A 22,576-nucleotide genomic window follows, 5' to 3' on the forward strand; every position below is an offset into this window, starting at 1 on the left:
ACTAACAAGGGATAGACACATGCGTTGGCTCAAAGGCCTGATCGTTGCCATCATTCTGCTGGCGGTCCTGCTTGTCGGCATCCTCTTTGCCGTCAACAACCAGCAGACGGTACCGCTGAACCTGATCTGGCTGGAGCTGCCGGCAGTATCGCTCTCCGTCTGGCTCCTGGCCGCCCTGGTGAGTGGCGTCATGCTGGGAATGCTGGCGATGACGGGAGTCTGGCTGCGGCTGCGCACTGCACTCTCCCGCGCCCAGCGGCTGAACCGCCAGCAGCGCAAGGAACTCGACCGGCTTCGCGTTCAGGAGCTCAAGGAACTGCCCTAAATGCCCGATGCCCTGCTGCTTGCCCTGCTGGTGGCTGCCGTTGCCATTGGCTGGTGGCTAGGCCGACGCGAGCGCCAGGGTAATCGCAATCCCGCGCCGCCGAACACGCTGTCGCGGGATTACTTCGTCGGCTTGAACTATCTGCTAAACGAGCAGCCCGACCGCGCCATCGAGACTTTCGTCAGCGCACTCGAGGTCAACAGCGAAACCGTCGACACTCATATCACTCTGGGCAATCTCTTTCGTACCCGAGGCGAAGCCGACCGTGCCGTCAAGATTCACCAGAACCTGCTGGCCCGCCCCACCCTGACCGCACTGCAAAGCGACCAGGTGCAGCTCGAGCTCTCCCGCGACTTTCTGCATCTGGGGCTGTTCGACCGCAGCGAGCGTCTACTCCAGCAGTTGATCCGCGATACCAGCCATGACGACATCCGCCATGCCGCCAAGCGGCTGCTGGCCGATCTGTTCGATCGTGAAGGCGAGTGGCAGGCCGCTTTCGACGTCGCTTATCCCAATCTGGTCCGCCAGCATGACGACTTACGCCGCGCCGCGGCCCACTGGCTGTGCGAAATGGCCGATCAGGAGCGCCACTCGGCAAGCCCGGGCCTGGCCCGCAAGCATCTGCGCCGTGCGCTCTCCATCGACCCACGCTGCGTACGCGCCAACCTGCTGCTGTCAGCTCTGGCCCAGGATACCGGCCACTATCGCGAAGCCATTCGCATCCTCATGCGCATCCCCGATCAGGACCTGGACATGATGCCGATCGTGCTCGAGCCGCTGCATCATGCCTATCGCATGCTCGACGACGAGTCCGGTCTGGTGACCTGCCTCGAGGAACTGCTGGAGCGCGCCCACGTTACCAGTCTGATCATTCTGCTGGCCGAAACCCAGCGCAAGAGGCTCGGCCTGCAAGTGGCCATCGACCTGGTCAGCGAGCAACTCAGTCGCGCCCCCAGCCTGGGGGCGCTCGATTACCTGCTGGACCTCTATCAGCATCAACAGCAAGAGCGTGGCGCGCCCGACAACCGGTTGCAGTTGCTCAAGCAGCATACCCACGCCCTGTTGGCGGTTCGCCCACGCCACCGCTGCCAGCGCTGCGGCTTCGCCGGGCAACCGCTGCACTGGCAGTGCCCCAGCTGTCGCAGTTGGGGCACCACGCGTCCCATCACCGGCATCGAGGGAGAGTGATTTCCCGGTACCTTAGCTTGCCGGCACCTCAGCTTACCGCCAGCTCCTTCTCGATGGCCACCAGCGCCGCCATGGGATCCTGCGCCTGAGTGATCGGCCGGCCAATCACCAGATGGGTGCTTCCCGCCGCCATGGCCTCGGCCGGAGTCATCACGCGACGCTGATCTCCATGCTCGGCACTGCGCGGCCTGATACCCGGTGTCACCTTGAGAAAATCGGCGCCACACAGCTGCCGCAGCCTGGTCGATTCCTGAGCCGAGCAGACCACGCCATCCAGGCCGCACTCGCGGGTCAGCAGGGCCAGACGCTCGACATGCTCCGCCGCCGGCGCGGCCACGCCAACCTCGGCAAGATCTTCACCCGTCATGCTGGTCAGCACCGTCACTGCAATCAGATGCGTCTCGAGGCCGTGCCGGTCCAGCCGCTCACGCGCCGCCTCCATCATTCGCCGCCCACCGCTGGCATGCACGTTGACCATCCACACCCCCTGCTCGGCTGCAGCCTGCACGGCCCCGGCAACGGTGTTGGGAATGTCGTGGAACTTCAGATCGAGAAAAAGCTGAAAGCCACGCCCGTGGAGCGCCTCGACGATCTCCGGACCACTGCGTGTGAACAGCTCCTTGCCTACCTTGAGGCGACAGCGCGCAGGGTCGAGCCGGTCGGCCAGACACAGGGCGGCATCGAGGGAAGAGTGATCGAGGGCGATGATCAGCGGTGAATCACAGGACACGTTACGGCACTCCGACGGCGAGTTGAGCGGCGATTATACCAGCCCGGGAGCGTTAACCCTTCTTCGTCGAGTGGGCTATCTTCTGAACTATGCTCTTGCCTAATGCAGTCCCTTGCGATTGCACGGCAAATCTTGCCATGTGGCGATTCAGGTGACGACAACGACCAAGCCCCGAACCGATGGACTGGGAGGACTCCATGACAATCGAACAACGCATTGGTCCTATCTCCCTGCCCGACAACCGTACCCAGCGACTGCTCACTGCACTGCTGGAGGGTTCGGGAGTGACCCTGAACGGCGATGCCCCGTGGGACCCCCAGGTCTATCATCCCGACTTCTGTTCACGCATCCTGCGCCAGGGCTCCCTGGGACTGGGAGAATCCTACATGGACGGCTGGTGGGAGTGCGAAAGCCTCGACGAACTGGCCTGTCGCCTGCTCCAGCACGGCCTCGGCGAACGCGCCCGCCCAACGTCCAATCGAATCATGTATCGGCTGCAGGCGGGGCTGCTCAATCTGCAGAGCAGGGCCCGCGCCTACATGGTCGGCGAAGCCCATTACGATCTCGGCAATGATCTCTTCGAGCGGATGCTCGATCCGACCATGTGCTACTCCTGTGGCTACTGGAGAGAGGCCACCACGCTTCACGAGGCGCAGCTCGCCAAGCTCGAGCTGGCCTGCCGCAAGCTGGAGCTTCGCCCCGGCATGCACGTGTTGGATATCGGCTGCGGCTGGGGCAGTTTCGCCGAATATGCGGCCCGCCACCATGAGGTTACCGTCACCGGTATCACCATCTCCCGCGAGCAGGCAGAGCTGGCCCGGCAGCGCTGCGCCGGGTTGCCCGTCGATATTCGCCTGATGGATTACCGCGAGCTCGACGGACGCTTCGACCGCATCGTCTCCATCGGCATGTTCGAGCATGTCGGCCATCGCAACTACGCTACCTATTTCCAGACCGTGGAGAAACTACTGGCTGACACGGGCCTCTTCCTGCTGCATACCATCGGCTCGAACAGCTCCGAGATCACCGTCGACCCCTGGATCGACCGCTATATCTTCCCCAATGGCGTGCTGCCCTCGGCACGATACATCGCCGACGCCAGCGAAGGCCTGCTGTTGCTCGAGGACTGGCACAACTTCGGCCCTGACTATGACAAGACGCTAATGGCCTGGCGCAACAACTTCGATGCCCGGTGGCACGAGATAGCCGACCGTTACTCCAAGCGCATCGAGCGGATGTTCCGCTACTACCTGTCGGTATGTGCCGGCGCCTTTCGCGCTCGCGACATACAGCTTTGGCAAGTGGTTTTTTCCCGCGGCCGCACCGTGCGATACGACGCGCCGCGCTGAGAGAACGGTATACGGTCAAGGATGGCTTACAAAATCTGTAGGCAATCTCTTACAGCCCTAGACAGGTGATTTACGCACTGTTACATCGTATATTAGGCCTTCGCTAAACGGCTCTACCCCGATGCAGATGCTCGTCGCGCTGCCATCCTACCTGAGGCACTATGCCGAGCCGTTATATAACAACAGCTTGTTTGCAATGATGCAGCAGGAAACCAAGGAACACCCGCATGCCACACGACAATGCCATGACGGGTGGGGGGCTGAATGAGCCAATCGGCATGCACGATTTCGCTGAACGCCTGCCTGGCGTCATCTTTCAGTTTCATCGTGACCCAACCGGCCACATGCACTTCCCCTACCTGGCCGGAAGCGGCACCAGCCTGCCTGGCATCGACCGCCACGCTCTGAGCCAGGATGCGCGTCACATGCTCGACCGCCTGGATGCGGAGGACCACCCGCGTGTCATGGCCGCCATCGAGCGCTCGGCGCGCTGGCGCATTCCCATTGCCACCAAGTTCCGCATCCGCCTCTCCGGTCGTCGCTATCGCTGGGTCGCGCTGCGCGCCCAGCCCGAAGATTCGGCGACCGGCGTGCTCTGGCATGGCCTGATGATCGACATCACCGAACAGATGGCCGAAGAGGCAAGACTGCGCAAACTCTCGGATACCGACGATCTGACCGGTCTGGCCAATCGTCGGCGCCTGATGTCGCGTCTGGACGAAGAGATCGCCAGGAGCAACCGTCACGGCAGCCCACTGTCGTTGATGCTCATCGATCTGGATCACTTCAAACGAGTCAACGACACCTGGGGGCATCTCCAGGGCGACCAGGTACTCGCCGAATTCGCTACCCTGTGCCATGACCTGCTGCGCGAAGAGGACGTCATCGGTCGCCTGGGCGGCGAGGAGTTCGCCGTGGTCCTACCGCTGACCCCGCTGGTCGCCAGCCGTCCCCTCGCCGAACGCCTGCGCAGCGAGATTGCCGATTATGACTTCGGTATCTCGTCCGGTCAGCTCACCGCCAGCATCGGTCTTGCCGAATACCGCCTGGGAGAGCCGAGAGACGCCCTGATCGAGAGGGCCGACCGCAGTCTCTATGCTGCCAAGCGCCAAGGGCGCAATCGTGTCGTCAGTTGAACGGCGTCAGCTGGTATTGCGTCGCTTTTGCCACCAGTGCATCACGACATGCAGCGGCAGGTAAAGCACGAGTGGCCAGACCAAGGCCAGCAGTAGCAGGTACAGCAGCGGATCGGCCCACTGCTGAGGGGTTCCAAAAGGCCCGTGCACCCAGTTGATGTTGCGCTCGGGCTCGGTGAAGAGATAAGTGAGCGGCAGCAGCAACCAGGTCAGCAGCGTCTGCCACCTCAGGGCTCGAGAGTCGTAGCCCAGCCTCAGCACGGCGTAGCCGGCTACCACCGGCAGAATGAGGTGATAGAGCGACAGCACCCTGGCCAGCCAGGGATGTCCGGGATCGAGCATGTACTCGGTGCCGCCGATCGGGTGTACCCCGGTCAACCAGGCCACGCCGACATCCAGCGTCCAGAAGGCCCCTACCAGCGCCACCGAGAGCCACTGCATCGACAGCAGCAGACGGCTTTCCAGCCACAGGCCAAGCAGGATCAGAAAGCTGGCGACATTGCACAACCAGAAGTAGTTCTGCACGCCTAGCATCACGGCAAAGGCAGGCGCCCAGAACAGGATCCAGCCGGTGAACAGCAACTTGAGCCAGAGCGGCAAGGCGCTATGCTGATGCATTGAAACTCGACTCCCTGACGAGCCCCGCATTGGCGGCCCGGCTTGATTTCAGGGCTTCCCTTCCCTACAGCGTAGCCATGCAAAGGCCAAATGCCTCAGGAGAAACCGGCATGACCCAGCTCTCGCGTCAACCCTGCGAGGCCTGCCGCCGCCAATCCCCCACCGTGTCGGAAGCGGAAATCAGGCTGTTCAAACCCGAGGTGCCCGAGTGGCAGATTGTCGAACGCAATGGCATCATGCAACTTGAGCGGGTCTTTACCTTCCCCAATTTTCGTCAAGCGCTGGCGTTCACCAATCGCGTGGGCGAGATTGCCGAGGCCGCTGGCCACCACCCGGCGCTCCTGACCGAATGGGGTAGGGTCACCGTGAACTGGTGGACCCATAAGATCAAGGGCCTGCATCGCAACGACTTCATACTTGCCGCCAGAACCGACGAGGTAGCGAAATAAATGTTCGAACATATTGAGCGGGTCCCCGGGGACGCCATCCTCGGCCTGATCGAGGCCTTCAAGAAGGACACCAATCCTCAGAAGGTCGATCTCGGCGTCGGTGTCTACAAGGACGCCCAGGGCAACACCCCGGTGATGCGCGCCGTCAAGGAAGCCGAGGCCCTGCTGCTCAAGAACGAAACCACCAAGACCTACATCGGCTCCCACGGCGCGCCCCAGTATGGCGAAGTGGTTCTGCCCATGGTGCTTGGCAAGGACTCACCGGTGCTGGCCGCCAAGCGCGCCAGTGCCACTCAGTCCCCGGGCGGCACCGGCGCCCTTCGGCTGGCTGCCGACTTCATCAGCGCCCAGCTTCCCGGCAAGGGTATCTGGGTGAGCGATCCCACCTGGCCGAACCATCACGGCATCTTCACGTCTGCGGGCATCGAGCTGCACAAATACCCCTACGTCGACGCCGAAAACCGCCTCGATTTCGAGGGCATGCTGGCAGCCGTCAAGCAGATTCCCGCCGGCGACGTCATCGTGCTGCACGCCTGCTGCCACAACCCCACCGGTTTCGACCTGGACCGTGGACAGTGGCAGCAGATTCTCGAAGTGGTACGCGAACGCAACCTGCTACCGCTGATCGACTTCGCCTATCAGGGCTTCGGTGAAGGCCTCGACGAGGATGCCTATGGCGTGCGCCTGATGGCCGAAAACCTCGACGAGGTCATCATCACCAGCTCCTGCTCGAAGAATTTCGGCATCTACTGCGAGCGTACCGGCTGCCTGATCATGGTGGCGAAGAACAGCGAGCAGATGGAGAACGTGCGCTCCCAGGTAGCTATCGTGGCACGCGAGAACTACTCCAACCCGCCGGCTCACGGCGGCGCTATCGTCAGCGAGATCCTGCACTCTGCCGAACTGGCCGCCCTCTGGCGCGAGGAACTCACCGAAATGCGCGACCGCATCAATACCCTGCGGCGCGACTTCGTCGAGTCACTCAAGCCCTACGGACTCGATCAGAAATATGCCTGCGTGGCCGAGCAGCGCGGCATGTTCTCCTATACAGGGCTCAAGCCCGAGCAGGTCGACCGCCTGCGCGACGAGTTCGGTATCTACATGGTGCGCTCGGGTCGCGCCAACGTGGCCGGCTTCTCCCACGAGAACCTGCCCTACCTGGCCAAGGCCATCGCGGCCGTCAACTAGGCAACGCTCGCCCGAACGCAAAGCCCCGGCTCAGGCCGGGGCTTTGCGTTCGGGCGAGCGGTCAACGGTCCCGTCAGCCCTCCTTGCCATCGAACAACGGCCGCATGTTCTCGATCAGATAGCGGTCATCGAATCCCGCCTCCTGCTTCAACGCGTCCAGGTCGGGTATGTTCACCTGATATCGGTCGCGGAACACCAGACCATCGTCGTTCAGCGCGGTAAAGGTACGGCTGACATGCACCGGGCTGAGCCCCAGCAGATCCGCCAGGATCTCTTGGGATAGAGGCAAGCGCAGACTGTCACTGCCGTTGGCCTCGGTCTGGCGGAGGCGCTGAAACATCTCCAGAATGAAGTGGGCCACCTTCTGGCGGGCATTGCGGCGTGCCAGATTGACCAGACGCTCCGTGAGCAGCACTTGCTGACGACTGGCAATGGCGAAGAGGATGGAGGTCAGTGTCAAGGACTGCCGAAAGATATCGACCAGGTGGCGGTGCGGAAAGAAACACACCTCGCCATCCTCGACCATCTGCACGCCGGCCAGACGCTGGGAGAAGGCGAACTCGCGCAGACCGATGATATCCCCCGGCAGGTAGATCTCCAGGATCTGCCGAGTCCCGTTTTCCAATTCGCGGTAGGAGAATGCCCAGCCATGCTTGAGCGTGCAGAATTCATGAGCCTCGTCTCGCTCCTCCCACAGGACAGTGCCGGCCCGCACCGGCGTAGCGCTATCTTCCAGCCGGGCCAGTAGCATAACGTCCTCGTCTGACACCGGGTGGTAATGGCGAAAATGGCGAACGACACAGCTCTCCTCTGAGCTCATCGGTACTCTCCTCTCGATGCAGACGCAAGCCCACGCACGTGAACACTCAAAACCGTTACAGCATTATACGACAAAGGCAGTCTTGACCAATCAGTCAGGCTCAGGCCAGACTGGATGCGCCTTGTATACAAACCCAACTCATAAGAGGCTCACCATGGCGGCTTCCCCTGTGCACTACCCCTGGTACAAGAAGGAGGATACCGACGCCTTCTTCGCCCTTTTTCAGAACAATATCGCGAATTTCGTCATCATTGCGATCACCATGCTGGGCATGGGGTTCCCCGCCTCCATCGTCTTCGGCCAGGTGCTCCCGGGAGCCGCCGTCGCCGTGATGGTGGGTAATTTCTACTATGCCTGGAGTGCGGCCCGACTGGCACGCAAGGAAAATCGCAGCGACGTCACCGCGCTCTCCTACGGTATTTCCACTCCGGTGATGTTCGTGTTTCTGTTCGGCGTGCTGCTGCCCGCCAAACAGCTCACCGGCGATGCCACGCTGGCCTGGAAGGTTGCCGTGGCGGCCTGTTTCATCAGCGGCGCCATCGAGGCGGCCGTGAGCCTCATCGGCCGCTGGGTCCAGTATCACCTGCCCCGCGCAGCCATGCTCGGTGCCGTCGCGGGGGTGGCACTAACCTTCATCGCCGGCGAGATGCTGTTCAAGACGCTGGAAATGCCGGTCATCGGCCTGTTGGTACTGGCGATCATCATCGTCGGCCTGGTGGCCCGCGTCGCCATGCCGTTCCGCCTGCCCACCTCGCTGTTCGCCATCGTCATCGGCACCGCCATGGCCTACCTGATCGGCGATGCTGGCGGCGAGCGCTTCAGCGATGCCTTCACCCATCTGGGCTTCTATCCGTTGCTGCCCAACATGGCCTGGTTCGAGGGGCTTGGGCTGCTGTTCACCGGCATGTTGGCGGTGCTCACGGTGGTACTGCCGATCACGCTGTACAACGCCATCGAGACCATGAACAACGTCGAGGCGATGGAAGCCGCAGGCGACAAGTATGACGTTCGCGAATGCCAGGCGGTAGATGGAGCCGGCACCATGATCGGCGCGCTGTTCGGCGGCGTCTTCCCGACCACCGTCTACATCGCCACCGTAGGTGCCAAGTGGATGGGAGCAGGACGCGGCTACAGCATCCTCAATGGTGCAGTCTACGCCTTGGCCACCATGTTCGGCCTGATTGCCGCCCTGGCGGCCATCATCCCGGTCTCGGTGGTTGCCCCGATTCTGGTCTTCGTCGGCATGTCGATGATCGCCACTGCCTTTCAGAGCAACGATACGCGTTACTATCCCGCCGTGGCACTGGCCATGCTGCCCTACTTCGCCAACTACGTGATGACCCGCTTCAACAATGCCGCCGGTGAGACGGTCGCAGGCATCTCGCCCGGTATCGTGCCGCTGGGCCAGGGCGCCATGTTCATGGCCATCTTGATCGGCGCCATGACCGTTTCGGTCATCGATCACCAGTTCCGCCGCGCCGCCGCTTTCGCCGGCGTCGCGGCCGCCTTCTCCTTCGTCGGCCTGATGCATGCGCCCAAGCTGGCCTTCAACGCCGCCTGGGACTTCACGTTGGGCTACCTGGTGATGGGCGTGCTTTTCCTCTATTTCGCCTGGCAGCAAGAGAAGCTGGCCACCCCATACTCAGCCAATTCCGCATCCAACCGGCAACCCTCTTCCGCCGATTGATGACGCCCCACTGGCCATGCAACCAAAAAGCCCTGTCGAGTGACAGGGCTTTTCGCAGCAAGAAGCGCCTTCATGAGCGAAGCCGCTGTCTCAACTCGTCATTGACGAGCCTGCCAGGTCAGACAGTTACTGGATGGGCTGGGCGGGCTGTTCACCACCCTGCTGCTGCATCTGATCCTGCAGGTCCTGCATCTGCTGCTGTTGCTGGGCAATCGCATCGTCCAGGCGCTGACGCTGCTCATCGGTGAAGACAGCTTCGATGCGGGACTGCAGCAGTACCGTCTCGGCAGTAATTTCACCGGTCAGGTCGCCCAGCCGCGCAGCATCCTGGCGAATGGCATTCTCGTCGAAGTCGGGGCCAACGTACTCACCGAGGCGCGCTTGCAACGCCTGAGCCTCCTGCTCCTTGGGTGCCAGCTGTCGCTCCGCCTCGTCGAGCAAGCCACGGATTTCCTGCTGCTGATTCTCGTCCAGATCGAGCAACTGATCGAGCTGATCCACCTGGTCGCCCTGGGGCGGTGCCTGCATCTGCTGCGCTGCCGCAGCGCCAGCGATGCCCAGGGTGAGCGCGAGAGTTGCCACAAATTTGGTGAGCTTCATTGGTTACTCCATTCCATCAGAGTTGCTTTCATGGCTCGTGCCGGCCGAGCCACTACGTCCTTACCCTGACAGCACATAGCGCCTCAGGTTCGCTTACGAGCCAAAAGTTTCGACTCGGGCCCGCCATCGTGCCCCCTTCGGGCCAGCAAGCGGCGCATCAGTTGCCAAGCCATCAAGCCTGCCAACACGTTCCCCAACGCGGCCCCCATGGCCAGACCGGCAAGCCCACCGAGCCAGGCCCCCAGCCACAGGCAAGGGAGATAACAGACGAAGAGCCTTGCCGCCGACATAAGCATGGCCCTCAGCGGCCAGCCCAACGCGTTGCCGGCGGAAACCACCAGCATGCAGACGCCCAGCGCGGCGTAGCTTGGCAGCAGGAAGCGAATCAGCAGGGTCAGATCCCCGCGCACCTCTGGGCTTCCGGCCAGCAGCTGCGCCAGCCACGGGGCCAGGATTGCCAGTAGCAGGCCGAGACCAAGCTGCCATGCCACCACGACCCGCAGCGCCAGGCCTATCAGTTCGCGAACCTGCTGCCAGTCGCCTGCACCGTAGCAACGACCCAACCAAGGGGGTAACGACATGGTCATGGCCAGGACCACGACCAGAGCCAGGGTCTCGAGCCGGCTTGCCAATCCCCAGGCCGCTACAGAAGCTTCTCCCAGGCCGGCCACTACCGAGATGGCGAGCATCGCCGCCAATGGCGGCATCAGCTGTCCGATCATCGCGGGCCCAGCGATACCAATGAAGGGGCGTGCCGAAACCGCCAACTCCTGTCTGAGCCCGCTTCGCGCCAGCCAGTCGCTGTGACGCAAACGCCCCACCACGACCAGCAATCCGCAGCCAAAGGCTATTGCCGTGGCCCAGGCCGCGCCTGGAAGTCCGAGCCCCGACCAGGGGCCAACGCCGAAGATCAGCAGTGGATCGAGCGCCAGGTTGGCCAGACTGGTGACGACCATCATCTTGCCGGGCAGGCGTGTATCGCCATGGGCGCGGAACAGGCTGTAGATGAAGTAGAGCACCGCCCCCAGCCAGGCCGCAAACAGCTGGGGCGCCCAGTAGGCGCGAATCAGCGGCAGCGTTGCCGTATCGGCCCCCAGGCGGGTGAAAATCGGCACCTGGGCCCACCATAACACGATGGCCAGCAGCGCTATGGTCACGCTGCCCACCGACACCACCAGCGTTCCCAGGCGCCGTGCCCGTGCGACCTCTCCGGCACCCAGTGCTCGCGAGATCAGAGCCGCAATGGCAATGCCAAGCCCCACCTGCACGCCGATGATGAGAAAGGTCAGCGGAAAAGTGAACGACTGGGCAGCCAATGGCGCCGTGCCCAGACGAGACACGAAGGCACTGTCCACCAGTTGGAAACCCAGCAGCGCCAGCACGCCAATGGTCATCGGCCAGGTCTGGCGCCATAGCGTCAAGCCCAGGGAAGAGGCGGCAGCGACAGGCATCAGACGGCTCCATCAATGAAGGGGGCTGCATTCTACGTGAAAGCGCGCCGCCACTCAGCCCTGCAAGCCACTAGGAGCGGCCACCAACCCCAGCAGGACGCGCTCGGTCATTGCCGCTGGCATGGGACGATAAAAATAGAAACCCTGCACGAGATCGCACTTCATCTCGCGGATCAGCTCGAGCTGCCTTTCATCCTCCACGCCCTCCGCCACCACTTCGAGCCCAAGCCGATGGCCGATGAATACCGCCGCTTCCATGATGGCCCTGTCCTTCGGCTCGCCGGGTGCATCTCGTACGAAGGAACGATCGATCTTCAGTGCCGTCACCGGGAAGCGTTTGAGATAGCTCAGAGATGAAAACCCGGTGCCAAAATCATCGATGGCTATGCGAAAACCGAGATGATAGAGCCCCCATAGCCCGTCCAGAATCCGTTCGTCAGCTTCGATCAATACGTTCTCGGTCAACTCGATACCAATTTCCCGTGGCCCAAGACCATGGCGCGACAGGCATTGACGCAAGCGTTCGAAGACATCCGGGCGCGAAAGCTGACGCCCTGAGACGTTGATGTCGATGCGCTCCAACGGCACGCCGGCGGCACGCCACTGAGCTCGCTGACGGCACGCCTCCTCGATGACCCAGTCCCCCAGGCGGTGTATCAGCCCGGAGCGCTCGGCAACGCGGATGAACTCGTGGGGGGGAACCGCAGTGCCACCAGGGAGTTCCCAGCGCAACAGCGCCTCGAGGTTTTCGATGCGCCCGCTTATCGCCGAAACCTGAGGCTGATAGTGTAGAGTCAGCTCCCCAGCGCTCAAGGCGCGCTCCAGATTCTCGGCCAAGCGATGTTCTCGGACCAACTCGTCGTGCAGGTGTTGATGAAAAAAGCGGATGCTGCCACGCCCCTCCAACTTGGCTCGATTCTTGGCCACGTCGGCATTGCGGATCAGTTCACGTGCGCTGGCACCGTTATCAGGGAAGAGACAAACGCCGATACTGGCCGAGACGCGCCGCTCGTGGCCATCCAGTCCAAAAGGCTGCTTGAACAAGTCATGGATCTTGTTGACCACCTGCAGCACGTCTTCCTCGCGATGCAGCCCCGGGAAGGCCAACACGAACTCATCGCTGGAAACCCGGGACAGCAGGTCGGTCGAGCGTAGCGCATTGCGCAGCCTGCGGCTCAGCTCCACCAGCAATTGGTCTCCCTGCTCATAGCCCAGGGCGTCGTTGATCTCGACGAAATAGTCGATGTCCAGGTAGATCAGCGCCAACCCCACCCCGCGACGACGCACGCCATCGAGCAGATACGCCAGGTCGGACTCGAAGGTCTGTCGGTTCGGCAACTGCGTCAACCGGTCGTATCGAGTGGCGAATTCGAGATCTCGATGCGCCTGTTTCTGGTCCGAGAGGTCGACATCGACACAGAACATGAGGGGATCGTCGGTATGCTCTTTGAGCATCACGTGATGTGAGAAGACCGGCACCAACTCGCCGCTCTTGTGCTTCAGCTCCAGCTCTTCGGCTGGGATTTCGATACCGTCCTGGATCCAGGCCCGATGCGCATGGATGACCCCTTCACGCATGAAGTCGGGAATGATCAGATCCTCGAGCAGCCCGCCCAGCGCCTCGTCGGCGGTGTAACCGTAGAGTCGCGTACTTGCCTCGTTCCAGTAGATGACACGACGGTCGCGATCGTACCCCTGCACAGCGACCTTGGGCAGGCTCTCCAGCAGCGCACGAAAGCGCTGCTCACTTTCGAGATATTGCTGGCGTACAAGCGCTACGGCTTCGTCGTTTTGCGTCGAGTCGACAGTCGCGTCAATCGAAGGCCGCCCCAGAAACCGGAGCAGCCACCGCCTGAAGCGCTCATTGGGGATCATAGGACTTCCTCGTAAGGGGGGACGACGGCGTCGCTGTTCTCTATGCGGAACGTTTGCACCGTTTTTGTTACATCCTACACAGCATCGTCAGAATTCTCCTACGTCCTTAGTCCAATGTCTCCCTCTAACTACCCAGTCATAACCCAGTCTTCTAGCTGACGACGACGCTCCATTTACAACTACAATACTTAACATTTAGTTTCTTTTCTTTTCACAGAGTTGAACGGGGCAACCCGACAACACCGGGCAATACCGCCCACCACCTGGAGATAGCGACATGAAACTCGACACCCTCAAGCATGGCTACGACTACACCGGCATGCCCGTCAACCCGCTGACCCATTACTGGGCACCGGGTGTCAGCGCTGACTTGGCAAGCCATCACTGGGCCTTGACCGAGGTCCGTTCGCGAATCGATCTGCCTGCCTGGCAGGCATTCACTGATGACCTGCCACGCGACTCCTACGTCAACCAGCGCTGGAAGCGCATGTCCTGGTTGGCGCTGGATGAGAACGGCGAGGTGCAGGACATGGGCCATTGCCCCATGGCCCAAGGCGGCGCTTTCAATGCCGCGGAAAGCATGGCGGATCGCCTGCGCTACTATGAGCCGCTCACCCCGGAATTTCTCGATCGTGCCGACGTCAAGGACTTCGTACACGCCTGGGCCCAGCTGTGGAACCTCGGCCCCAATGAACCGATTCTGATGCAGATCACCGGTGTACGCGGCCAGGGCCTGGTCGATCCCCTACAGGGCCAGGGCATCCATGCCGACGGCTGCAAGGCACTGAGCATACTGGTGCTCAAGCGCGAGAACGTCACTGGTGGTACCAACCACCTGTATGCCGACAATGGCGGCTCGCTGCCCTTGCTCGATGCCACCCTGGAAGAGGGCGACATTCTCCACCTGCACGACGACCGGGTCTATCACAGCGTCGATGGCATTTCCCAGGAGGATCCCGAGGCACCTTTCGAACGCTTCATCATTATCATCAATAGTCGTTTCGTGGACGATTTCCAGAACCGTATCCTACGTCGGCACTTCCCTCACGCGGTGCTGAACGAAACCAAGTAAGCTTTCTCGCCCTGCCTCGTCCCTAAAAACACAACACCCTCGGCAAAAGCCGAGGGTGTTCTCATGCAAAGGCAAAGACGAATTACTGGCGCACGCCCTCGAAGGTAACGTAGAGCTCGAGCTCTTCCATCACCTCGGGGAAATCGCTCATGTCGATGCCGAAATCGGCCAGCGTGAGCATCGTCGAGCCTTCGAAGCCGGCGCGGTAGTTGCCCCAGGGATCCTCGCCCTCACCCATCAAGGTGACCGGCATCTCGATTTCGCGGGTTTCGCCCTTGAGGGTGAGCTCGCCGGTCAGCACGCCTTCATTGTCTCCAGTTGGTTCGAAGCCAGTGGAAACGAAGGTCGCCGTCGGGTAGTCACCGGCACTGAGGAAATCGTCGCTCAGAAAGTGGCGGTCGCGCTCGGCATGGTTGCTGTTGAGGCTGTTGACCTGCACTTCCATCTCGACGCTGGACGCTTCGAGATCATCCGCATCGTAGTAGAAGCGACCTTCGAACTCCTCGAAGTTACCGAGAATGTATGAGTAGCCGAGGTGATTGATCTTGAACTGAATGAAGGCGTGCTGGCCTTCGGTATCCACGACATACTCGGCCGCCATGGCCTGGCCAGCCGTGGCCAGGGCAGCGGTGCCTAGGGCAGTAGCGAGTGCGACTTTCTTGAACATGGGTCTCTCCTTGGTGATGGCGCCCGGAGGCGCAGGCGTTCAACGGCGACGCGTACGTGCCGGGTTCAGCATACGCAAGACGGTATCGTGTCGGTCGATGAAGTGATGCTTCAGGGCTGCCATCGCATGGCCTGCCGCCAGCAACATCAGGGCCAGAGCGCTGTACCAGTGTATCTCACCGGCAATGCTCGCCTGGTTGGGCAGGCGGCTGATCAACGCCGGCACCTCGAACCAGTCGAATACGCTGATACCACGCCCGCGGGCGGTGGAAATCAGATAGCCGCTGACCAGTACCGTTAGCATCAGAACGTAGAGTGCGATGTGACCGAAGTGAGCGGCGATACGCTCGAAACGACTGCCCTGCGCCTGAGGAGTCGGCTGAAACAGTCGCCACAGAATACGCAGCAGCGTGGCGAACAGCAGCAGCATGCCGATCGAGCGATGCCACCACGGCGCGCGATTGTACCAGGGGTCGAAGTAGCCCAGCCCGGTCATCCACCAACCGAGCACGAACAGGCCGACAATGGTCAAGGCACTGAGCCAGTGCAAGGCGATGCTGACCAGGCCCCAGCCTGTGCGGGTGTTGCGCCACATCTCGTCGCTCCCATTGAGCTTCGTTTTCGATGGAGGGCAGCATACCGCAGCGCACCATCAGTTTTTATTGAAAAAAGCCGAACAGATCATTCTAGAAATCGCATGCCAACTACCGTCCATGGTTGCTGTCCTCATGTTTGACCAGCAGTCCGTGGCCACCTTTACAACGAGGTCAGCTCGATAATGTTGTTCAGGCTAGTATCATCCATCGGCTGCCCCTGTCGCATGGAAAATTCGTATACGAGGCGAATGATGCGGGCTTCTGCTTCGGGCTTGAGGACCATTCCTTTGTGCTCGGAGATACGCCTCGTTCTGATGATGACATCTTCTAGGACATCCAGATCGATCAGTCGCTGCCCCACTGCCGGGCCTGCCTCCGGGGTACCTTCACCAGTAGCGAGCCACTCAACAGAGAGATCCGCGGCTCTTGCCATACTCACCAGGCTGCTCAGGGTTGGCTCAGATTGCCCTGCCCGCCATTTCCTGAGAACGGAAGTAGAAACCCCAGCCTTTTCCGACATGACCGTGGCGCCACCCGCTCGCCTAATCGCCACATTCATGCGCTTTCCAAACGCGTCAACCCGTTCCTCCTTGGAGAGAATTTTTGAAGCTTCAAGGTTATGACGCGCCATGGCCTTCCTTAATAGTTACAAAACAAAAGGTTACAAAAATGTCACATTTATATCGGAATTGAACACGAACGACTCACATGTGTTGACATGCGCTCCATTCGTGTCGTATATTCACTGCAGCAAGCTAAAGAGCCAAACCTCGTCGCCGATATCCGGCAAATTGGGTATAAGAAGTAGGTTTTTCCAAACCCGACGCCCTCCACAGGGAGACAACTGAGATGGAATTCGATCCATTCGTAGCGGCCGGTCTATGCCGGGGCGCCGGGCATCCTTTTTCTCAGACACTTTGTCTTGAAGGATAGCATCGTGGGAGGCGCGAGACATTCAGTAGGGGCGGCTACAAAGGTCTGGGCTGGGGAATGATGATGCATATGGAACGCATGTTGATTTTCGAACACGACTCGCAGGCAGCCCGGTCTGCGGCCCGTATCGCAGAAGATGTCGCACTGAAGGTACGTGTCGCACAGAGCATCGAAGGCTTTCGTTCCGCCTTAATCGACGAACACCCGGACTGTGTGTTGATCGATCTCACCATGCCCGGCACGGATGGTCTTGACATCATCCGGTTGATGGCGAAGCGCGAGTGCAATGCCAATGTCATCCTGACGAGCGGCGCCGACCCACGACTGCTAGAAGCTGCAGCCCGAATAGCCACTGCACGCGGTCTACGCGTTATCGGCCACCTGACCAAGCCTTTCCCCTCGCGCGGACTAAGCCAGATGCTGAGGCAGAAAGGCGGCGCAGTGCCCACCACGTTCGGGCCTGTCACCCAGCATACGCTGGAGCTTTCTTTTTCCATTCTTCGCCAAGCCATCGAGAACTGTGAGTTCACTCTGGCTTATCAGCCTCAAGTACGCTGCCGCGACGGACAACTGGCAGGATTCGAGGCTTTGGCAAGGTGGCAGCATCCCGATGGACTCATCGCTCCCAGCCGCTTCATTCCGGCTGTCGAACGAGCTGGCCTGATGCCAGAATTCACCGCACGAATGACCGAGCAAGCACTGTCATGGTTCCGCAAAGCCATTTTATCTCCACCTACAGCCTATGCCGACGTCGTGGTACAGAGTCCACCGACCTTATCCATCAACATCTCTGCACTCAACCTAACTCGGCCGGACTTTCCCGACGTCATGGCTAAGTTATGCGAGAAACACTCCGTAGATTCCAGCCAAGTGGTCCTTGAACTGACCGAGACTGCTGCATTGGACGATCCTGTCCTTTCCCTTGAGCTATTGACACGTTTGAGAGCGCAAGGCTTTCAGCTCTCCATCGATGACTTCGGGGCTGGTTACTCCTCGATGCAGCAGCTGGTACGGCTACCGTTTTCCGAGATCAAGATAGATAAAGCCTTCGTAGCATCGGCCTTGCAATCCGATACGTCGCGCTCGGTTGTCAAGAGCATTGTCGAGCTTGGGCATTCCTTGGGGCTTCGCTCAACAGCGGAGGGGGTCGAGGATGAGGCGACGCTGCAGTTTCTCGATTTTGTCGGTTGCGACCTCGCTCAGGGATATTTTATCGCACGCCCCATGGCGGGCGAACAGCTATCCGATTGGCTGAGCAGTGTATCGGAGTGGCCGTTTCGCGCTATGGGAGTGCATCACCGCTAACCCACACAAGACGGCCTGTCTGCGGAACTTTTCTTTATGGAATGGAAAACAACACCGGCACTCTCCAATCAGGCTATCCGTACCGTCGGGCGAATCTTCGAGGGAAGCCACGACATCACAATATTTTCCGACACCTTGGCCCAACCACTGTCCGCGCAAGTGGCAAGCCTGAATCCCGCAAGTAAAATCCTCACCTTGCGCGTTTTTTGTCCTACAGGCAACATCGACGATTACATGCCCAACGGGCTAATATCCTTTGACTTGGAAAAAATGAACCGGGACGACCCGCCGCTACTGCTGTGCTTCGAAAAGGTCCAGGCGACTCATGAGCGAATCTACAGCAATTTGTTCGAGATCCGTTGCGTTCTCGCCGACTCGCTACTGATTACGGTCAAGCCCGGTGGCGTTAGAGTTCCGTTTCTGCTTGGGATGTCAGCCTCGGTAATGCTAGACGTGTTCTCAGGCAGCCTCGCTATCAGCGCCCGCCTTTGCAACCTTTCCCTTGGCGGCTGCAGGCTTGAGGTTCCGCTAGAAAAAAGCATGCCTCTGACAATTCATCAGCAGATACCCAATATTCATATTCAATTTCCCAATGGAGAGGGTTTTCGCGCCAAGGGTTCGATACGCAACATGCGACCCTTCGGTTGTGGACGATACATGGCGGTTGGAATACGCTTTATTGATCTTGATCGAGAGACACGGCAGCGGCTGCTCTACTTAATTACCGAGTCCGAAGTAGAATTGGCTAGACGCTTGGGAATGGAGAACAGGCGGGCGGGAATATCATCGCTTTTCCTCACTTCTACCCATGCCAGAAAGCCTATCAATGCTAGCAACAAGCGGAATAGACTACCTCCCATGGCCCATGCCGTCAAAGAGGTGGCTCGTCAACAGCACATCATTTTACATTACCTGAAAAATGAACGCCCCTTTCCCGAAAGCATACTTTACGAAGGCGCGGATTCTCTGCTGCACTTGGCTGAGAGTGATCGACATCAATTTCTGTATACCCTGCGCTATGTCGGCGATGAAGCAACGTGGGTACGTCACTCCGTGCGGGTGGCAGCCCTTTTGGGAGACATTCTACTAACGCAGCCTGGCATGGCTGGTGATGCTCGCGAAGCGATCGCCGGCATCCTGTTGCACGCAATGGGAAAGCCACTACTCGTCAGTGAACAGCTACCCTCCTTGGATATCAACCTTAGAACTTCTCAAAAAGACCTCTTGAAACATCATGTAAAGGCTCTGCATCAGCAGTTGCATAAGGTGGGGTGGAGCCCGGGCCCTGTGCTCAGCAATATTATCAATGATATCAACGAGCGTCTCGATGGTAGTGGTTATCCGACAGGAAAGACAAAAGAAGCATTATCGAAACTAGTGCGCACTGCATCCGTAATCAAAATTATTGATACGCTGACCCATGCACGCAATGGTAGACCTGCACTATCCCCCTTGGATGCCTATCGCTGGGTATATGGTAATGGCGGTTATGACCGGCAGTGCTTGAATCGCTACGTTCGCCGCTACGGTTTGTATCCGGTGGGCAGTCTGGTCAAGTATTCGGGCGGGTTTCTCGCCTGGGTCATGAGACTCGGCCGAGAAGGCTCACCGAGTCAGGTGCGGGTCGTCAAGAACCTCGCCTTTGAGGACTCTAAACTCGATACCGTCCTGTCGGACAAGGATATACAGCAGCTTGGCAAGCTGGAAGCAGTGGTCGACCCGGCCGACTTCCAGCTTTGAGCGAGCAAACCGGTTATGCCAATGCGTCCAGGCCACGCGCCAGATCGAGGCGAATGTCCTCGATCGACTCGAGTCCTACCGCCACACGAATCAGCCCTTCACCAATACCGGCCGCATCCTTCTGCGCAGGAGAGAGCCGTCCATGGGTGGTGGTGGCAGGATGGGTGATGGTGCTCTTGACGTCACCCAGATTACCGGTGATCGACAGCATGCGCGTGGCATCGATGACCGACCAGGCCGCTTCGCGCCCCCCCTTCACCTCAAAGCCCAGCACCGCCCCGTAACCGGCCTGCTGCCGCCCAGCCAGCTCGTGCTGCGGATGGTCGGCGAGCCCACTGTAATGTACACGCGCCACGGCCGGGTGCGCCTGCAGCCATTCGGCCAGCGCCTGGGCGTTCTCGCAGTGTGCCCGCATGCGCAGGCTAAGCGTCTCCAGCCCTTTGGTGAAGATCCAGGCGTTGAACGGACTCAGGCACGGTCCGCAGGTACGCACCACGCCGAAGACCTCCTCGAGCTCCTTGTTACGCCCCACCACGGCGCCGCCCACCGCCCTGCCCTGACCGTCCAGATACTTGGTGGCGGAATGGATCACCAGGTCGGCACCCAGCGCCAGTGGCTTCTGCAAGGCCGGCGTCAGGAAGCAGTTGTCGATGGCGAGCAACGCTGCGTGACGGTGGGCGATCTCGGCCAGCGCGGCGATGTCGACCACTTCGGAGAGCGGGTTGGAGGGCGTCTCGGCAAACAGCAGCCGGGTGTTGGGCGTGATCGCCGCTTCCCAGGCCGCCAGGTCCGAAAGCTCCACGTAGCGTGTGGTTATGCCCAGCTTACCGAAGTACTTATCGAACAGGCTGACGGTGGAACCGAACAGCGAGCGCGAAGCGACGATCTCGTCGCCGGCCTGCAGCAGGGCAAGCACCGTCGAGAGAATCGCTGCCATGCCGGAACTCGTCGCCACGCAGCGCTCACCGCCTTCGAGCGCTGCCAGGCGCCGCTCGAAGGTATGCACGGTGGGGTTGGTGAAGCGCGAATAGACGTTGCCTCGCTCCTCACCGCCAAACTTGCGCGCCGCTTCCGCGGCGCTGCCATAGACGAAGCTCGACGTGGGGAAGATCGGCTCGCCATGCTCCTGCTCGTGGGTACGCTGGTGGCCGGCGCGAATCGCCAGCGTTTCCAGGGCCCAGGCCGGATCGGGTGTCGTCTCGTCGTGCATGGTGAGCCTCAGTCGTCGATGTCGTCATCCTGATTGTGCATGCCCACCAGTGCGTGGGCGCCGACGCTCTGCTGTTGCTTGGCCGCGTCGTTGCGCGAAGCCTCGAGTGCCGACAGGTAGTTTGCGTCGATGTCTCCGGTGATGTACAGGCCATCGAAGACGGAGCAGTCGAACTGGTCGAGATTGGGATTCACCTCACGGCAGGCGGCCTTGAGGTCGTCGAGATCCTGATAGAAAATGCGGTCGGCGCCGATCAACTCGCCCACCTCGGTTTCACTGCGACCGTGGGCGATCAGCTCGGAGGCCGCCGGCATGTCGATGCCATACACGTTAGGGTAGCGTACCGGTGGCGCCGCCGAGGCGAAATAGACCTTGTTGGCGCCGGCCTCTCGGGCCATCTGAATGATCTGCTTGCAGGTGGTGCCACGCACGATGGAGTCATCCACCAGCAGTACGTTCTTGCCTTTGAACTCGACGCCGATGGCGTTGAGCTTCTGACGCACCGACTTCTTGCGCTGGGTCTGACCCGGCATGATGAAGGTCCGCCCGATGTAGCGGTTCTTCATGAAGCCTTCGCGATAGGTCACTCCCAGATGCTGTGCCAGCTCCAGGGCCGAGGTGCGCGAGGTGTCGGGAATCGGGATCACCACGTCGATGTCGTGGTCGGGCCATTCGCTGCGAATGCGATCGCCCAGCTTGCGTCCCATCTGGATGCGGGTACCGTAGACGTAGGCGCCATCGAGAATCGAATCCGGGCGTGCCAGATAGACATGCTCGAAGATGCACGGCGCCAGCAGCGGCGCATCGGCGCACGACTGGGTATGGATGTTGCCGTTCATGTCGACGAAGATCGCCTCGCCCGGAGCCAGGTCGCGATGCAGCTCGAAGCCGCCCACGTCGAGGGCCACCGATTCGGAGGCGATCATCACCTCCTGGCCGTTACCCTCGTCGCGGGTGCCGAACACCACCGGGCGAATGCCATGGGGGTCACGGAAGGCCACCAGACCGACGCCGTTGATGATCGCCACCGCGGCATAGCCGCCACGGCAGCGCCGATGCACGCGGCGCACCGCATCGAAGATGTCGCCGGGCGAGAGATGCAGCCCCTGCTTGCCCAGCTCATGGGCGAAGACGTTGAGCAGCACCTCCGAGTCGGAGCTGGTGTTGATGTGGCGCAGGTCGGAGGAGAACAGTTCCTGCTTGATCTGCTCCGAGTTGGTCAAGTTGCCGTTGTGGGCCAGTGCGATGCCGTAGGGGGAGTTGACGTAGAACGGCTGCGATTCCGCCTCGCTCGAGGAACCGGCGGTCGGATAGCGCACATGGCCGATTCCCAGGTTGCCCTTCAGGCGTGCCATGTGACGGGTGTGGAACACGTCGCGCACCAGACCATTGCTCTTGCGCAGCAGGAAACGGCCTTCGTTCCAGGTCATCATGCCGGCGGCATCCTGACCCCGATGCTGCAGCACTGTCAGGGCGTCGTAGATCGCCTGATTCACGGTCTGCTTGGCCAGAAGGCCGACGATACCGCACATTCCACCTTACCTCGCTTGCAGGGGTGCCGACCGCAGCCGGCTTGAAAAAGCCTATTCAAACAATCACAAGTTCAAGCAGTTACAGGTTCGAACAATCAGGTTCGAA

21 protein-coding genes are annotated in these 22,576 nt (G+C 60.5%); 10 read left to right on the plus strand and 11 right to left on the minus strand.

What is annotated here, in order from left to right:
• The first annotated feature begins 19 nt into the window (after positions 1 to 19).
• Together B8115_RS16845 and lapB are read left to right on the plus strand one after the other, a co-directional pair.
• Positions 20 to 325, plus strand: coding sequence for a lipopolysaccharide assembly LapA domain-containing protein (locus tag B8115_RS16845; protein WP_010629004.1), 306 nt, complete (start codon positions 20 to 22; stop codon positions 323 to 325).
• A complete protein-coding gene (gene lapB, locus B8115_RS16850; protein ID WP_010629005.1) occupies positions 326 to 1,513 on the plus strand; it encodes a lipopolysaccharide assembly protein LapB in 1,188 nt (395 codons plus the stop codon).
• Between the two features lie 28 nt (positions 1,514 to 1,541).
• On the opposite strand, the gene pyrF is transcribed toward lapB, so the two are convergent.
• Positions 1,542 to 2,243, minus strand: coding sequence for an orotidine-5'-phosphate decarboxylase (gene pyrF, locus B8115_RS16855; protein ID WP_010629006.1), 702 nt, complete (start codon positions 2,241 to 2,243; stop codon positions 1,542 to 1,544).
• A 197-nt stretch (positions 2,244 to 2,440) separates the two neighbouring features.
• Here pyrF and cfa point away from each other — a divergent pair, with 197 nt between their 5' ends.
• Together cfa and B8115_RS16865 are read left to right on the plus strand one after the other, a co-directional pair.
• Positions 2,441 to 3,592 carry a cyclopropane fatty acyl phospholipid synthase gene (gene cfa / locus B8115_RS16860; RefSeq protein WP_026038190.1) on the plus strand — a complete coding sequence of 384 codons (1,152 nt, stop codon included), beginning with the start codon at positions 2,441 to 2,443 and terminating at the stop codon, positions 3,590 to 3,592.
• 227 nt (positions 3,593 to 3,819) lie between these two features.
• Positions 3,820 to 4,728, plus strand: a complete 909-nt coding sequence (locus B8115_RS16865) for a GGDEF domain-containing protein (RefSeq protein ID WP_010629008.1) — start codon at positions 3,820 to 3,822, stop codon at positions 4,726 to 4,728.
• Between the two features lie 6 nt (positions 4,729 to 4,734).
• Here the strand turns inward: B8115_RS16865 and B8115_RS16870 are convergent, their stop codons facing one another.
• Entirely contained in the window at positions 4,735 to 5,346 is a 612-nt protein-coding gene (locus B8115_RS16870; RefSeq protein WP_010629009.1) for a hypothetical protein, read from the minus strand.
• 110 nt (positions 5,347 to 5,456) lie between these two features.
• On the opposite strand from B8115_RS16870, the gene B8115_RS16875 reads away from it, so the two are divergent.
• Positions 5,457 to 5,795 carry a 4a-hydroxytetrahydrobiopterin dehydratase gene (locus tag B8115_RS16875; protein ID WP_010629010.1) on the plus strand — a complete coding sequence of 113 codons (339 nt, stop codon included), beginning with the start codon at positions 5,457 to 5,459 and terminating at the stop codon, positions 5,793 to 5,795.
• Positions 5,796 to 6,983, plus strand: coding sequence for an amino acid aminotransferase (locus B8115_RS16880; protein ID WP_010629011.1), 1,188 nt, complete (start codon positions 5,796 to 5,798; stop codon positions 6,981 to 6,983).
• Positions 6,984 to 7,056: 73 nt separating this feature from the next.
• On the opposite strand, the gene B8115_RS16885 is transcribed toward B8115_RS16880, so the two are convergent.
• On the minus strand, positions 7,057 to 7,803 hold the full coding sequence (locus tag B8115_RS16885) for a Crp/Fnr family transcriptional regulator (RefSeq protein WP_026038191.1): 747 nt from the start codon (positions 7,801 to 7,803) through the stop codon (positions 7,057 to 7,059).
• A gap of 154 nt (positions 7,804 to 7,957) precedes the next feature.
• Here B8115_RS16885 and B8115_RS16890 point away from each other — a divergent pair, with 154 nt between their 5' ends.
• Positions 7,958 to 9,490, plus strand: coding sequence for a uracil permease (locus tag B8115_RS16890; RefSeq protein WP_010629013.1), 1,533 nt, complete (start codon positions 7,958 to 7,960; stop codon positions 9,488 to 9,490).
• Positions 9,491 to 9,616: 126 nt separating this feature from the next.
• Here B8115_RS16890 and B8115_RS16895 read toward each other — a convergent pair whose 3' ends face one another.
• The 3 genes from B8115_RS16895 to B8115_RS16905 form a co-directional block, all read right to left on the minus strand.
• The gene (locus tag B8115_RS16895) at positions 9,617 to 10,090 is read right to left on the minus strand and encodes a Spy/CpxP family protein refolding chaperone (protein WP_010629014.1); all 474 of its coding nucleotides are present in this window, start codon (positions 10,088 to 10,090) and stop codon (positions 9,617 to 9,619) included.
• An 83-nt stretch (positions 10,091 to 10,173) separates the two neighbouring features.
• A complete protein-coding gene (locus B8115_RS16900) occupies positions 10,174 to 11,541 on the minus strand; it encodes an MATE family efflux transporter (RefSeq protein ID WP_010629015.1) in 1,368 nt (455 codons plus the stop codon).
• A gap of 54 nt (positions 11,542 to 11,595) precedes the next feature.
• Positions 11,596 to 13,416: a bifunctional diguanylate cyclase/phosphodiesterase gene (locus B8115_RS16905; RefSeq protein ID WP_010629016.1), complete on the minus strand. Its 1,821-nt coding sequence runs from the start codon at positions 13,414 to 13,416 to the stop codon at positions 11,596 to 11,598.
• Positions 13,417 to 13,693: 277 nt separating this feature from the next.
• Here B8115_RS16905 and B8115_RS16910 point away from each other — a divergent pair, with 277 nt between their 5' ends.
• Positions 13,694 to 14,488 carry a 2OG-Fe dioxygenase family protein gene (locus B8115_RS16910; protein WP_010629017.1) on the plus strand — a complete coding sequence of 265 codons (795 nt, stop codon included), beginning with the start codon at positions 13,694 to 13,696 and terminating at the stop codon, positions 14,486 to 14,488.
• A gap of 82 nt (positions 14,489 to 14,570) precedes the next feature.
• Here B8115_RS16910 and B8115_RS16915 read toward each other — a convergent pair whose 3' ends face one another.
• From B8115_RS16915 to B8115_RS16925, 3 genes are all read right to left on the minus strand, one after another.
• Positions 14,571 to 15,155, minus strand: coding sequence for a YceI family protein (locus tag B8115_RS16915; RefSeq protein ID WP_010629018.1), 585 nt, complete (start codon positions 15,153 to 15,155; stop codon positions 14,571 to 14,573).
• A 39-nt stretch (positions 15,156 to 15,194) separates the two neighbouring features.
• The gene (locus tag B8115_RS16920) at positions 15,195 to 15,749 is read right to left on the minus strand and encodes a cytochrome b (RefSeq protein WP_010629019.1); all 555 of its coding nucleotides are present in this window, start codon (positions 15,747 to 15,749) and stop codon (positions 15,195 to 15,197) included.
• Positions 15,750 to 15,910: 161 nt separating this feature from the next.
• On the minus strand, positions 15,911 to 16,381 hold the full coding sequence (locus B8115_RS16925; RefSeq protein ID WP_010629020.1) for a helix-turn-helix domain-containing protein: 471 nt from the start codon (positions 16,379 to 16,381) through the stop codon (positions 15,911 to 15,913).
• A gap of 365 nt (positions 16,382 to 16,746) precedes the next feature.
• Here B8115_RS16925 and B8115_RS16930 point away from each other — a divergent pair, with 365 nt between their 5' ends.
• Positions 16,747 to 17,988, plus strand: coding sequence for an EAL domain-containing protein (locus B8115_RS16930; protein WP_158409658.1), 1,242 nt, complete (start codon positions 16,747 to 16,749; stop codon positions 17,986 to 17,988).
• Between the two features lie 36 nt (positions 17,989 to 18,024).
• Positions 18,025 to 19,728: a PilZ domain-containing protein gene (locus B8115_RS16935; protein WP_010629022.1), complete on the plus strand. Its 1,704-nt coding sequence runs from the start codon at positions 18,025 to 18,027 to the stop codon at positions 19,726 to 19,728.
• Positions 19,729 to 19,741: 13 nt separating this feature from the next.
• On the opposite strand, the gene B8115_RS16940 is transcribed toward B8115_RS16935, so the two are convergent.
• The gene (locus B8115_RS16940) at positions 19,742 to 20,938 is read right to left on the minus strand and encodes an O-succinylhomoserine sulfhydrylase (RefSeq protein WP_010629023.1); all 1,197 of its coding nucleotides are present in this window, start codon (positions 20,936 to 20,938) and stop codon (positions 19,742 to 19,744) included.
• Between the two features lie 8 nt (positions 20,939 to 20,946).
• Positions 20,947 to 22,470 carry an amidophosphoribosyltransferase gene (gene purF / locus B8115_RS16945; RefSeq protein WP_010629024.1) on the minus strand — a complete coding sequence of 508 codons (1,524 nt, stop codon included), beginning with the start codon at positions 22,468 to 22,470 and terminating at the stop codon, positions 20,947 to 20,949.
• Positions 22,471 to 22,576: the final 106 nt, after the last annotated feature.

The sequence above is a fragment of the Halomonas sp. KM-1 genome (genome assembly GCF_000246875.1).
In the GTDB taxonomy this organism is placed as follows: Bacteria; Pseudomonadota; Gammaproteobacteria; order Pseudomonadales; family Halomonadaceae; genus Halomonas; species Halomonas aerodenitrificans.

Excerpts from the sequence above, each read along its gene's own strand:
- B8115_RS16845 (WP_010629004.1), top strand. The coding sequence starts at position 20 with ATGCGTTGGCTCAAAGGCCTGATCGTTGCCATCATTCTGCTGGCGGTC.
- lapB (WP_010629005.1), top strand. The coding sequence starts at position 326 with ATGCCCGATGCCCTGCTGCTTGCCCTGCTGGTGGCTGCCGTTGCCATT.
- cfa (WP_026038190.1), top strand. The coding sequence starts at position 2,441 with ATGACAATCGAACAACGCATTGGTCCTATCTCCCTGCCCGACAACCGT.
- B8115_RS16865 (WP_010629008.1), top strand. The coding sequence starts at position 3,820 with ATGCCACACGACAATGCCATGACGGGTGGGGGGCTGAATGAGCCAATC.
- B8115_RS16870 (WP_010629009.1), bottom strand. The coding sequence starts at position 5,346 with ATGCATCAGCATAGCGCCTTGCCGCTCTGGCTCAAGTTGCTGTTCACC.
- B8115_RS16875 (WP_010629010.1), top strand. The coding sequence starts at position 5,457 with ATGACCCAGCTCTCGCGTCAACCCTGCGAGGCCTGCCGCCGCCAATCC.
- B8115_RS16880 (WP_010629011.1), top strand. The coding sequence starts at position 5,796 with ATGTTCGAACATATTGAGCGGGTCCCCGGGGACGCCATCCTCGGCCTG.
- B8115_RS16885 (WP_026038191.1), bottom strand. The coding sequence starts at position 7,803 with ATGAGCTCAGAGGAGAGCTGTGTCGTTCGCCATTTTCGCCATTACCAC.
- B8115_RS16890 (WP_010629013.1), top strand. The coding sequence starts at position 7,958 with ATGGCGGCTTCCCCTGTGCACTACCCCTGGTACAAGAAGGAGGATACC.
- B8115_RS16895 (WP_010629014.1), bottom strand. The coding sequence starts at position 10,090 with ATGAAGCTCACCAAATTTGTGGCAACTCTCGCGCTCACCCTGGGCATC.
- B8115_RS16900 (WP_010629015.1), bottom strand. The coding sequence starts at position 11,541 with ATGCCTGTCGCTGCCGCCTCTTCCCTGGGCTTGACGCTATGGCGCCAG.
- B8115_RS16905 (WP_010629016.1), bottom strand. The coding sequence starts at position 13,416 with ATGATCCCCAATGAGCGCTTCAGGCGGTGGCTGCTCCGGTTTCTGGGG.
- B8115_RS16910 (WP_010629017.1), top strand. The coding sequence starts at position 13,694 with ATGAAACTCGACACCCTCAAGCATGGCTACGACTACACCGGCATGCCC.
- B8115_RS16915 (WP_010629018.1), bottom strand. The coding sequence starts at position 15,155 with ATGTTCAAGAAAGTCGCACTCGCTACTGCCCTAGGCACCGCTGCCCTG.
- B8115_RS16920 (WP_010629019.1), bottom strand. The coding sequence starts at position 15,749 with ATGTGGCGCAACACCCGCACAGGCTGGGGCCTGGTCAGCATCGCCTTG.
- B8115_RS16925 (WP_010629020.1), bottom strand. The coding sequence starts at position 16,381 with ATGGCGCGTCATAACCTTGAAGCTTCAAAAATTCTCTCCAAGGAGGAA.
- B8115_RS16930 (WP_158409658.1), top strand. The coding sequence starts at position 16,747 with ATGCATATGGAACGCATGTTGATTTTCGAACACGACTCGCAGGCAGCC.
- B8115_RS16935 (WP_010629022.1), top strand. The coding sequence starts at position 18,025 with ATGGAATGGAAAACAACACCGGCACTCTCCAATCAGGCTATCCGTACC.
- B8115_RS16940 (WP_010629023.1), bottom strand. The coding sequence starts at position 20,938 with ATGCACGACGAGACGACACCCGATCCGGCCTGGGCCCTGGAAACGCTG.
- purF (WP_010629024.1), bottom strand. The coding sequence starts at position 22,470 with ATGTGCGGTATCGTCGGCCTTCTGGCCAAGCAGACCGTGAATCAGGCG.